Here is an 11,207-nt window from a genome sequence, read left to right as displayed (position 1 = left end):
CACGGTGGACGTCCCGGCCGGTGCGGCCGAACCCGGGTCGCCCGCACCCGGCATCGAGATCGGCACGTCGGCGCGGCGCGACGGACCCGACGCGCCAGAGGGATCCGGGCCTGGTGACGCGACTCGCGTACCCCGGGTGCCCGCACCACGGTCGGAGCCGGACCTTCCCGCCCACACCGGGACGCCACCGCAGGATCCGGTACCAACCCTTCGCCGCGCCCGGGCTACCCGCAAAAACCCCCGCCCCGCCAGCGACTGACCTGCGCCGCTGCCGCTCCCGCCCCTCCGCGCGGAGCGGGAGGTGAGGCGGGGGACGTCAGTGGACCGGCCAGGTGTGGACCGGCTCGTTGGTGCGCTGGAGTTCGGCGTAGTTCTGAACCATGTGGTGCAGGGCCGCGGGCCGGTCCATGCCCTGGTGCCGTTCCGCCGCCCAGACCGCCTCCGTCTGCCAGACCGCACCGTTGCGGCCGGTACGGCAGCGCTGCTCGATGATGCCGAGCAGCCGGTCCCGCTGCCCCGCCGCGACCCCGAACCCGTCCAGTCCCGCGGCGGCGGTGGGCAGCAGCTCATCCAGCACCAGCTTGGTGACCGGCACGTCGCCGAGCTGGGGCCAGTGCAGGACGGCGTCCAGACCGCGCCGGGCGGCGGCGTGGAAGTTCTCCTCGGCGGAGCTGAAGGTGAGCTGGCTCCAGATCGGCCGGTCCGCCTCGGCCAGACCACGGGCCAGGCCGAAGTAGAAGGCCGCGTTCGCCAGCATGTCCACCACCGTCGGGCCGGCCGGCAGCACACGGTTCTCCACCCGCAGGTGCGGACGGCCGTTCATGATGTCGTAGACCGGGCGGTTCCAGCGGTAGACGGTGCCGTTGTGCAACCGCAGCTCACCGAGCTGCGGCACACCGCCGGCGTGCAGCACCTCCACCGGGTCCTCGTCCTCGCAGATGGGCAGCAGCGGCGGGAAGTAGCGGACGTTCTCCTCGAACAGGTCGAAGATCGAGGTGATCCACCGCTCGCCGAACCACACCCGGGGGCGTACCCCCTGGGCCTTGAGCTCGTCCGGGCGGGTGTCGGTGGCCTGTTGGAACAGGGCGATCCGGGTCTCGGCCCACAGCTGGCGGCCGTACAGGAAGGGAGAGTTCGCCCCGACCGCCACCTGGACCCCGGCGATGGCCTGGGACGCGTTCCAGTAGTCGGCGAAGCTGTCCGGCGCGACCTGGAGGTGGAACTGGAGGCTGGTGCAGGCGGCCTCGGGGGCGATCGAGTCGGTGTGCGTCTGCAACTGCTCGACGCCGCGGATGTCCAGCTCGATGTCCTCGCCGCGGGCGCCGACGATCTGGTCGTTGAGCACCCGGTAGCGCTCGTTGGTGGAGAGGTTGTCCTCCACCAGGTGCCCCTCGGTGAGGGTGGGCAGGATGCCGACCAGGACGATCTTCGCGTCGGACCTGGCCGCGCGTTCATCGGCCCGGGCCAGGCTGCTGCGCAGGTCGTGCTCGTAGTTGGCGAAGCCGGTGCCCTCGATCAGTCGAGGTTCGGCGTTGAGTTCCAGGTTGAACTGCCCCAGCTCGGTCTGGAAGAGCGGGTCGGCGATGTCGGCGAGGATCTCCTCGTTGCGCATCGCCGGCTCGGCGGCCGAGTCGACGAGGTTGAGTTCGATCTCCAGGCCGGTCATCGGCCGGTCGGCGTCGAAGCCGAAGTCGTCCAGCATCAGGGCGAAGACGTCCAGGCATCGCCGGACCTTGTGCCGGTAGCGGACGCGGTCCTCCCGGGTGAAGGCGCCCTGCGAGACGTCCCTGCCCATGTGTCCTCCCGACGGGCGGCGCGGTCGGGATCCTGCCGTCCCGAAAAGCGCATTGTGAACCATCCACGGTAAGAGCGCTCACCTGGCCGGGCCAGAGGCCGGTTGCGGCGTTCCGACGCCAGCCGTGGCGAGCACGCTCGTGCCGCCACCTGTACCCCGTCGACATGGTGACGGATCCGCTCGCGGTGCGAGCAACTCGTGACAATTCACACCCGGACGGGAGGCCGTGGAGATGACGGCGGGCCCGCGCCGACGTGCGGCGCGGGCCCGGAGCGTACCGGCGATCCGAGGGATCAGGCCTGGCGGATGCCCTCGCCCTCGATCTCGATCTTGACCTTCTTGCCGACCAGCACGCCACCGCTTTCCAGGGCGACGTTCCAGGTCAGGCCGAACTCCTCGCGGTCGATCTCGGTGCTCGCGGAGAAGCCGAAGATGTCCTGGCCGAAGGGGCTGCGACCGACGCCCTCGAACTCCACCTCGAGCTCGACCGGACGGGTGACGTCCTTGATGGTCAGCTCACCGGTGAGCACGAACTCGCTGCCGCGGCGGGACGTGACGCCGGTGCTGCGGAACTCGATCGTCGGGTACTTCTCGGCGTCCAGGAACTCGGGGCTGCGCAGGTGCGCGTCCCGGTCGCCCTGGGTGGTGTCGATGCTGGCGGCCTGGATGGTCGCGACGACCGAGGACTGCAGCGGGTCCTCGGCGATGGTGATGGTGGCGGTCGCCTCGTTGAACTCACCACGGACCTTGCTCACCATCATGTGTCGGGCGACGAAGCCGACCCGCTTGTGCGCCACGTCCAGCACGTAGGTGCCGGCCGCCGGGATGGTGAGGCCGTCCCAGTCGCGGGTAACCGCATCGGTGCTGCTGGTCATGCTGCTGTCCTCCAGAAGAGATCGTTTAGTACGCCAACTATAACGATAACAATATTCCCCGTGTCAAGTACTGGTAGGATGAACGAGTGACCAACGTCTTCGACGATCCCCGGATCACCGCTGTCGGCCTGCTCTTCGAGGTGCACGCCGGGCTGTCGGCCCGGTTCGACGCACAACTGGAGGAGCACGGCTTCTCCGCGGTCGAGTTCGAGGTCATCACCCGACTGGCCCGCTCGCCGGGCAACCAGCTGAGGATGACCGACCTCGCCGCGCAGACGTCGCTCTCCACCAGCGGGGTGACCCGGGTGGTCGACCGGATGGAACGCGACGGTCTGCTCACCCGCCGGGCGTGCCCGAACGACCGACGCAGCTCGTACGCCGTGGTCACCCCGGCCGGCATGCAGCGACTGGACGAGACGCTACCGGGGCACCTGCAGATGATCGAGCAGTGGTTCACCGGTCAACTCGACCCGGAGGCCCTGGCCGCGCTCCTCGACGGCCTGCGTCGGGTCCGTGACGCCGTACACCCCTGCGCCACCGCCGGCAGCACCGACGCCGCCCCGGAGGAGGCCGCCGCGCCCCGACCCTGACCGGTTCGGCGGCCGTCGGCGGCACCGAGAAGCCGTGTGACACCACCGGCAGAAAGACCGGCAGAACTGACCTTGGCATCCGGATAAAAACCACGAAAAGCGCCTTCCGCTCGGGCTGCGGTGGCAGGCTTCGTCCACCGGGGATCCACCGGGGGGTGACGGCGCGGGCGAACAGCGAGGGGTAGCACCAAGGGGGCTCTTCGTCCGCGCCACTCCGCCGCCACTACCGCGTCGCCGGCCCTCCCCGGCTGGCGGTCAACGCGTAGAGCAACCCGGACTCCTGCGGCAGCAGTTGGATGCCACTGTCCTGACAGACCCGGTCGAGCCGGTCGAGGATCGCCGGGTCTCCGGTGCTCGCCGCCAGCCCCACCAGCGCCTCCACCACGTCCCGCCGGTCGTGACCGGCGTCGGCGGCGGCCGCGAACCACTCGGCGGCCAACTCCCGGTCACCCCGGTGCAGCGCCAGATTCCCCTCAATCAGCGCGCAGATCCCCACCTCGGGGCCACCCCAGGCGAGCACGGCGTCGTCCGAACGCGGCCGCGGCGGGCCGGGCGAGGGCATCAGGACGGCCGCCGCCTCGGCAGCCCCCGCGCGCAGCTCGGCGAGCACCTCGGTCGCCTCCGCACCGCGACCATCCTGGGCGAGCGCCAGGCCCACCGTGCCGAGCACCCGACGGCGATGCCCCGGATCGCCCAGCTCGGACAACGCCGCCACCGCACGCCGCCCCTGGTCCACGGCGTCGGCGTACCGGCCCTCCAGGCGGGCGACCTCGGCCCGGTTCGCCCAGGCCAGCACCCGTAACCGCTGCTCTCCACCCTCGGCGGCGAGCCGGTCCACGGCGGCCAGCCGGCGGCGCGCCGCCGCCAGGTCACCCACCCGGATCTCGTGCCAGGCGAGACTGTTCTGGGCCACCGCCAGGTCCCGCGTCCGCCCGTTGCGAGCAGCCAGCCGGAGTGCCGCCTCGGCCTGCTCGCGGGCCTCGTCATGGCTACCCACGGTGATCAGCAGCGCGCCGAGCACGTTCCGCGCCTCCAACTCCCCGGTCACGTCGCCCGCCTGCCGGAACATGTCCAACGCGGCCCGCGCCGTGGGCAACTCGTCGGCACCCGCACCGTGCTCGGTGGCGAGCCGAGCCACCCCGAGGGTCGCCCAGGCCCGCAGGACCGGATCGGCGTCGGCGGTCCTCGGGTCGGCCAGCAGCCGCCGCAACCACTGCCGCCCGGTGACATCGCGCCCGCGGAACCGCCACCACCGCGGCAGGCAGGCCGCCAGGCGGAGCGCGGTCAGCGGGTCGTCGGTCGCCGCGTGGGACAGCGCCGAGCTGATGTCGCTGCTCACCTCGTCCAACCGGTGCACCGCATCGGGCAGCCGGGGGCCGGCCAGGTCCGCCGCGGTACGCGCCGCCAGGCGGGCGACCACCTCGGCGTGCCGGCGCCGCAGACAGCCCAGCTCACCACCCCCGGCCGCCTGCTCGACGGCGAAGTCGCGGACCGCGTCGAGCAGCCGGAACCGGAACGAACCGGTGCCCCGCACGCTCAGCAGGCCCAACTCGACGAGCCGGTCCAGCACCGGAAGGGGGTCGATCGCCACGGTGCCGTCCCGGTCAGCCTCGTCGGCGAGCATCTCCTCGGCCTGCTCCACCGACCATCGGTTGCCGAACATGGCGAGCCGACGCAGCGCCGCCCGCTCGTCCGGGGCGAGCAGGCGGTAGCTGGTCGCCACCGCGTCCCGGAGGGTGCCCGCCACCGCCGCACGGATGGTGTCGGCACCGCTCGGACGACCGGTCGCCGCCTCCGGTCCGTCCCAGCCGGGATGGGTCGGCGGGTCGGCGGGGGTGGTCAGGTCGAGCACGCGGTCGCCGTACCGGTCGAGCAGTTCGGTGAGGTTGAGGAGCCGACCCCGGGCCGCCATCAGCTCGATGGCCAGCGGCAATCCGCCCAACCGGCGGACCAGCGCGGCCAGCGCCGGCAACTCGTCGGGGGTGGGCGGCTCCCGACGGACCTGGGCGAGTCGGGCGGTGAACAGGGCGACCGCCGGCCACGTTCCGAGCGTCGCCGATCCGGCCCTGTCGGCGTCTGGCGGCGGTACGTCGAGCGGCGCGACCGGCCAGACCCGCTCGCCGGGTAGCCCGACGGGATGCCGTCCGGTGACCAGCACGCGCAGGGACGGCAGCACGCCGGTCAACCGGTGCAGCGTCTCGGCCACCGGGCCGGGGGCGCGCTCGACCGCGTCCATCACCAGCAGCGTCGGCCGCCCGGAGAGCCGGGCGGCGAGTTCCGGCAGCCGGGCCGCACCGAGGACCGCCATCGAGGCGGCGAGCACGTCCGGGCCGTCCGAGCCCTCACCGATGAGCACCCCGGCCACACCACCCGGGTACGCCCCGGCGGCCGCGTGCGCCACGGACAGCGCCAGCGCCGTCTTGCCGACCCCGGCCAGCCCGACCAGGCTGACCAGCTGCGGCCCCGGCTCCGTGGTCAGCATGCCGGCCAGCTCGGCGACGTCCCGGTCCCGCCCGATGAGCGTGACCGGCGGCGGGAGGGCGACCGGCGGATCCGTGTTGGCGGGCCGGGTCGCCGCCGGAGCGGTCGTCAACGATGTCGAAGGAACGTCCGGCGGGGCGGTCTCGCCCCGGACCGGGCCACGAGCAGCGGCCATGAACGCCGCCCGGGTCGCGCCGCTCAGCTCCAACGCCTCGGCGAGCAGGCCGACCGTGGTGCGCTGCGGCCGGACGGACCGGCCACGCTCCAGGTCACGCACCGTCCGTACGCCCACGCCAGACCGGGCCGCGAGTTCGGCCTGGGTCAGGCCGGCGGCCCGACGGTGGGCGCGGAGCAGTTCCGGCAGCCCGGTACGACCGGCCGGCCCCCGTGACCCGTCATGATCCGGAGTCATGGGCACGAAGAGTACGGATCGGCTACGACCATCGGCAGTCGAACGTCGGGCTGCCGACGCCCGCTCGCCGAAACCCGACAGCCGAACGGACAGCCCCGCCCGGCACGCCCGGTCCAGCGATGCCGGACGATGCCGGACGATGCCGTACGGCGGGTCCGGTCGTTCCGGTCAGAGGCCCAGATCGCGCGCGATGATCATGCGCTGCACCTCGCTGGTGCCCTCACCGATCTCCAGGATCTTGGAGTCCCGCCAGAACCGGGCGACCGGGTACTCGTTCATGAATCCGTAGCCGCCGTGGATCTGGGTGGCCTCCCGCGCGTTGTCCACCGCGATCGTGCTGGCGTGCAGCTTGGCGATGGCGGCCTGCCGCTTGAACGGCTCGCCGGCCAGCATCCGGGCGGCGGCGTCGTAGTAGGCCAGCCGGGCGGTGTGCGCCTTCAACTCCATGTCGGCGATCTTGAACTGGATCGCCTGGTTGTCACCGATCGGCCGGCCGAAGGCGTGCCGCTCCTTCGCGTACTTGATCGACTCGTCGACGCAGCCCTGGGCGAGGCCGACGGCCAGCGCGGCGATGGCGATCCGACCCTCGTCGAGGATCCGCAGGAACTGGGCGAACCCTCGACCCCGTGCACCGAGCAGGTTGGCCGCCGGCACCCGGCAGTCGTCGAAGGTCAGCTCGTGGGTGTCCGAGGCGGTCCAGCCCACCTTGGAGTAGCCGGGCGCCACGGTGAAGCCGGGCGTTCCGGCGGGCACGATGATCGTCGACAGTTCCTTCGAGCCGTCCGGGTTCGTGCCGGTCACCGCGGTGACGGTGACCATGGCCGTGATGTCGGTCCCCGAGTTGGTGATGAACGCCTTCGACCCGTTGATCACCCACTCGTCGCCGTCCAGCACCGCTCGGGTCTGGGTGCCGGCGGCGTCCGACCCGGTGCCCGGCTCGGTGAGCCCGAAACCGGCCAACGCCTCGCCGCTGAGCAGCTTCGGCAGCCAGGTCGCCTTCTGCTCCTCGGTGCCGAACCGGTAGATCGGCATCGCGCCCAGCGAGACCGCCGCCTCCAGCGTGATCGCCACGCTGGAGTCGACCCGGGCGAGTTCCTCCAGGGCCAGGCACAGCGCGAAGTAGTCGCCACCCATGCCGCCGTGCTCCTCGCCGAAGGGCAGGCCGAACAGGCCCATCTTGCCCATCTGCCGGATCACCTCGTACGGGAAGGTGTGCTGCTCGTAGTGCTCGGCGATGACCGGTGCGACCACCTCGCGCGCGAAGTCCCGCACGCTCTCCCGCAGCGCCGCTTGGTCGTCGGTGAGCCGGAAGTCCATCTCATCCTCCTGTGGGGACGGTGCCGTCGGACGCTCGTGACGCCGGGACGGGTGGCTGTGCGGGGGTCGGTCGTCGGGTCAGACCGGGGTGACGCCGTGCCGGCGCCGGGAGAAGTGCCGATCCTTGGTACGCGCCGCCGCGAACCGGCGGACCAACTCGCCGCGCAGGTCGTGCGGCTCGACGATGGCGTCGACCACCAGCTCGCTGGCCAGCCGGACGACGTCGATGTCCTGCTCGTACTCGGCCCGCTTGGCGGCCACGAAGGCGGCCCGCTCGGCCTCGTCCTCGATCGCCGCGATCTTGTTGGCGTAGACCGCGTTCACGGCGGCCTCGGCCCCCATAACCGCGATCTTCGCGCTGGGCAGCGCGATGGTCGCGTCCGGCTCGAACCCGGGGCCGGCCATCGCGTAGAGACCCGCGCCGTACGCCTTGCGGACCACCACGCAGATCTTCGGCACGGTCGCCTCGGAGATCGCCGTGATCATCTTGGCGCCGTGCCGGATGATGCCCTGCTTCTCCACGGCGCTGCCGACCATGAAGCCGGGCACGTCGCTGAGGAACAGCAGGGGCACGTTGAACGCGTCGCAGAGCTGCACGAACCGGGTCGCCTTGTCGGCGGAGTCGACGAAGAGCACGCCGCCCTTGAACATCGAGTTGTTGCCGAGCACGCCCACGACCTGGCCGTCGAGGCGACCGAACCCGATGGTCAACTCCTTGGCCCACAGCGCCTGGATCTCGAAGAACGAGCCCTCGTCGAGCAGGCCCTTGACGTACCGCCGCATGTCGAACGCCTGCCGCTCGCTGGCCGGCACGAGTGCCGCCAGGTCGGCCTTCGCCGGCGCGGCGACGGCCGGCGCGGCCGGCGCGGCCTGCGTCCAGTTCGCCGGCAGGTACGACAGGTAGGTCTTCACCACGTCGAGCGCGTCGGCCTCGGTCTTGCAGAGGAAGTGCCCGACGCCAGACTCGGCGGTGTGCACCTTGGCGCCACCCATCGCCTCCAGGGTGGTCTTCTCCCCGGTGACCATCTCGACCATCCGGTCGGAGCCGAGGTACATGCTGGCGTTGCCGTCGACCATGGCGACCACGTCGCAGAACGCCGGAATGTACGCCCCACCGGCGGCGCTCGGGCCGAACAGCGCGCACACCTGCGGGATGGAGCCGGAGGCGCGAACCTGGTTCCAGAAGATCTTGCCGGCGCCACGCCGGCCGGGGAAGAGGTCGACCTGGTCGGTGATCCGGGCGCCGGCCGAGTCGACCAGGTAGACCATCGGCACGCCGGCGCCGTACGCCCGCTCGATGATCCGGATGATCTTTTCGACGGTACGGGCGCCCCAGCTGCCGGCCTTGACGGTGGAGTCGTTGGCCATCAGGCAGACCTGCCGCCCGTCGATGGTGGCGGTGCCGGTGACCACGCCGTCGGCGGGCAGCCCGTCGGCGAGCGCGTTCGCGTAGAGGCCGTCCTCGACGAACGAGCCCTCGTCGACCAGGAGCGCGACCCGCTCACGGGCGAACAGCTTGCCCTTGGCCGCGTTGGCGGCGTGGTACTTGTCCGCGCCGCCGGACCGGGCCCGCTTGCGCAGTTGCTCCAGCGCCTCACCGTCGAGCGTCACGCCGACCCCCTCGCCACACCAACCTAAACGATCGTTAGGTTAGCGCATTCGCGCGCCGGTCGGCGACCCGACGCGGTCAACCACCCCTCGAAACTCATGCATTGAAATGTATTGATGCTTGCCGTTAGGCTCCTGGCACCCCCTCCCAAGATTGGAGTCAGCGATGACCTCACGACTCAATCGGCTCGCGGTCGCGATGCTCGCGACCGCACTCGCCACCCTCGGCGTCACGGTCGCCAACCCGTCGCCCGCGTCCGCCGCCATGACCATCTGCTACAACACCAGCCAGGCAGGCGCCTACGCCGGCACCGCCAACCAGGCCGCCTCGATCTGGAACAACGCCACCGTCAACCTGACGCTTTCCGCCAACTGCGGCTCCAACCTGCGGATCTACCAGATCACCGGCGGCGGCTCGTACGCCGTGCGGACCAGCCTCGGCAACGGCCGGGTCTACATCGACACCCAACAGGCCGCGCAGTACAGCCCGCTGCGGATCATGACCCACGAGATCGGGCACATCCTCGGCCTGCCGGACAACTACAACGGCAACTGCGCGATCCTGATGTCCGGCGGCAGCGCCGGCACCAGCTGCACCAACCCGTACCCGAGCACCACCGAGGCGAACCGGGTCAGCAACCTCTTCGCCGGCACGTTCAGCGCCACCGAGCGCAGCACGGACCGCAGCGCGGACATCTTCCGCGACAGCTGGCCGGCCGCGCTCGCTCCGGTGAGCTGACCGACAGATACGTGGAAGGGGCCGGCGCACGCGCCGGCCCCTTCGTCGCGTCCTCAGCTCGGCATCGGCGTCAGCCGGGTACGCGGACCGGCCCGCAGCACGCCCGACGGCAGCTTCTTGCCGAGCAGATCCTCGGCCAACTCCGCCGCCTCGATCAGGGCCGCCAGGTCGATGCCGGTGTCGATGCCCATGTCGTGCAGCATGTGCACGGCCTCCTCGGTGGCCAGGTTGCCGCTCGCCCCGGGGGCGTACGGGCAGCCGCCCAGACCACCCACACTGGCGTCGAACTCGGTCACCCCCAGCTCCAGAGCGGTCAACAGGTTCGCCAGCGCCGTACCCCGGGTGTTGTGGAAGTGCAGCAGCACCGGCACGTGCGCGTTGCGGTCGCGTACCGCCGTCAGCAGCTCACGGACCCGGCGCGGCGTGCCCATGCCGGTGGTGTCGCCGAACGCCACCCGGTCCGCGCCGTCCCGGACCACCCGGTCGACGATGCCGGCCACCCGCGCCGGGTCGACGTCCCCCTCGTACGGGCAGCCGAAGCTGGTCGCCACGATCACCTCGACCCGCGCGGAGGCACCGTGCAGGAGGTCGATCAGCTCGGCGATGTCGTCCAACGACTCGTCGGTCGAGCGGTTGACGTTGCGACGGTTGTGCGTGTCGCTGGCCGACACCACCACCTCGATCTCGGTGAACCCCGCGGCCAGGGCCCGCTGCGCGCCCCGGGTGTTCGGCACCAGCGCCGAGTAGCGCACCCCGTCGGCCTTCGCGGCCCGCCGCCACACCTCATCGGCGTCGGCCATCTGCGGAATGGCCTTCGGATGCACGAACGACACCGCCTCGATCCGGCGTACGCCGGTGGCGGAGAGCGCGTCGAGCAGTCGCACCTTGGCGTCGGCGGGAATCGGCTCCTCGTTCTGCAACCCGTCCCGCGGTCCAACCTCACGGATGGAGACGAAATCCGGCAGTTCCGCCATAAGGAGTCACCTCACGCAATCGACTATGTCCGTTACTTGTGGTCCGCCAGCGGGCCGGGGTAGCGGTTCGCTGGGGAGGGCACGGCGGTGCCGTGGACCCACTCGGCGAAGAAGCCGGTGAGGTCGACGGTGGTGTTGCGCTGAGCAAGCGCCTCGAACTGGGTGAACGACGCGTTGCCGTAGCGGTGGTCGCGCAGCCACTGCCGAAGCGTACCGAAGAAGGCAGTGTCACCCACCGTGCGGCGAAGTGCGTGCAGCATCAGCGCGCCCTTGCCGTAGAGAGCCGAATCGAGCTCTCCCGGCCGCGCACCTCGCCGCCGGCCGCTCGCCCCGCCCCGGCCCCACCGGCCTCGCGCCCGGCACCCGCGCCCCTGACGGCCCCGGTGGCGGTGCCCACCGGCAGCCCGTACGTGGTC

At 71.6% G+C, this 11,207-nt stretch carries 8 protein-coding genes and 3 pseudogenes; 2 read left to right on the top strand and 9 right to left on the bottom strand.

The window, feature by feature from the left end:
• Positions 1-316 precede the first annotated feature (316 nt).
• Entirely contained in the window at positions 317-1,795 is a 1,479-nt protein-coding gene (locus F8271_RS26300; protein ID WP_151492513.1) for a glutamate--cysteine ligase, read from the bottom strand.
• Between the two features lie 293 nt (positions 1,796-2,088).
• A complete protein-coding gene (locus F8271_RS26295; protein ID WP_151492511.1) occupies positions 2,089-2,670 on the bottom strand; it encodes a YceI family protein in 582 nt (193 codons plus the stop codon).
• An 86-nt stretch (positions 2,671-2,756) separates the two neighbouring features.
• On the opposite strand from F8271_RS26295, the gene F8271_RS26290 reads away from it, so the two are divergent.
• Complete coding sequence (locus F8271_RS26290) at positions 2,757-3,260, top strand: MarR family winged helix-turn-helix transcriptional regulator (RefSeq protein WP_151492509.1); 504 nt, start codon at positions 2,757-2,759, stop codon at positions 3,258-3,260.
• Between the two features lie 223 nt (positions 3,261-3,483).
• Here F8271_RS26290 and F8271_RS34275 read toward each other — a convergent pair.
• The 5 genes and pseudogenes from F8271_RS34275 to F8271_RS26275 all read right to left on the bottom strand — a co-directional run.
• A pseudogene (locus tag F8271_RS34275) lies at positions 3,484-5,004 on the bottom strand (XRE family transcriptional regulator); the annotation flags it as partial.
• An 89-nt stretch (positions 5,005-5,093) separates the two neighbouring features.
• Positions 5,094-5,808 (bottom strand): annotated as a pseudogene (locus F8271_RS34270) (NB-ARC domain-containing protein); the annotation flags it as partial.
• Positions 5,809-5,900: 92 nt separating this feature from the next.
• Positions 5,901-6,153, bottom strand: a pseudogene (locus tag F8271_RS34265) (multiprotein-bridging factor 1 family protein); the annotation flags it as partial.
• A 168-nt stretch (positions 6,154-6,321) separates the two neighbouring features.
• On the bottom strand, positions 6,322-7,470 hold the full coding sequence (locus tag F8271_RS26280; RefSeq protein WP_151492507.1) for an acyl-CoA dehydrogenase family protein: 1,149 nt from the start codon (positions 7,468-7,470) through the stop codon (positions 6,322-6,324).
• A gap of 78 nt (positions 7,471-7,548) precedes the next feature.
• Positions 7,549-9,081 (bottom strand): acyl-CoA carboxylase subunit beta, encoded by a 1,533-nt coding sequence (locus tag F8271_RS26275; RefSeq protein WP_151492505.1) that lies wholly within the window; start codon positions 9,079-9,081, stop codon positions 7,549-7,551.
• A gap of 163 nt (positions 9,082-9,244) precedes the next feature.
• Here F8271_RS26275 and F8271_RS26270 point away from each other — a divergent pair, with 163 nt between their 5' ends.
• The gene (locus F8271_RS26270; RefSeq protein WP_151492504.1) at positions 9,245-9,817 is read left to right on the top strand and encodes a snapalysin family zinc-dependent metalloprotease; all 573 of its coding nucleotides are present in this window, start codon (positions 9,245-9,247) and stop codon (positions 9,815-9,817) included.
• A gap of 53 nt (positions 9,818-9,870) precedes the next feature.
• Here the strand turns inward: F8271_RS26270 and F8271_RS26265 are convergent, their stop codons facing one another.
• Both F8271_RS26265 and F8271_RS33895 read right to left on the bottom strand, forming a co-directional pair.
• Positions 9,871-10,791, bottom strand: a complete 921-nt coding sequence (locus F8271_RS26265) for a hydroxymethylglutaryl-CoA lyase (RefSeq protein ID WP_151492503.1) — start codon at positions 10,789-10,791, stop codon at positions 9,871-9,873.
• A gap of 32 nt (positions 10,792-10,823) precedes the next feature.
• Positions 10,824-11,207: M1 family aminopeptidase (locus tag F8271_RS33895; protein WP_305069495.1), on the bottom strand; the 384-nt coding region annotated here is incomplete at its 5' end.

Origin of the sequence: Micromonospora sp. ALFpr18c (assembly GCF_008868155.1) — a bacterium.
GTDB lineage: Bacteria > Actinomycetota > Actinomycetes > Mycobacteriales > Micromonosporaceae > Micromonospora.
Note: the sequence above shows the minus strand (reverse complement) of the source record. Positions and strands in the feature narration are given on the sequence as shown.

Excerpts from the sequence above, each read along its gene's own strand:
- F8271_RS26300 (WP_151492513.1), bottom strand. The coding sequence starts at position 1,795 with ATGGGCAGGGACGTCTCGCAGGGCGCCTTCACCCGGGAGGACCGCGTC.
- F8271_RS26295 (WP_151492511.1), bottom strand. The coding sequence starts at position 2,670 with ATGACCAGCAGCACCGATGCGGTTACCCGCGACTGGGACGGCCTCACC.
- F8271_RS26280 (WP_151492507.1), bottom strand. The coding sequence starts at position 7,470 with ATGGACTTCCGGCTCACCGACGACCAAGCGGCGCTGCGGGAGAGCGTG.
- F8271_RS26270 (WP_151492504.1), top strand. The coding sequence starts at position 9,245 with ATGACCTCACGACTCAATCGGCTCGCGGTCGCGATGCTCGCGACCGCA.
- F8271_RS26265 (WP_151492503.1), bottom strand. The coding sequence starts at position 10,791 with ATGGCGGAACTGCCGGATTTCGTCTCCATCCGTGAGGTTGGACCGCGG.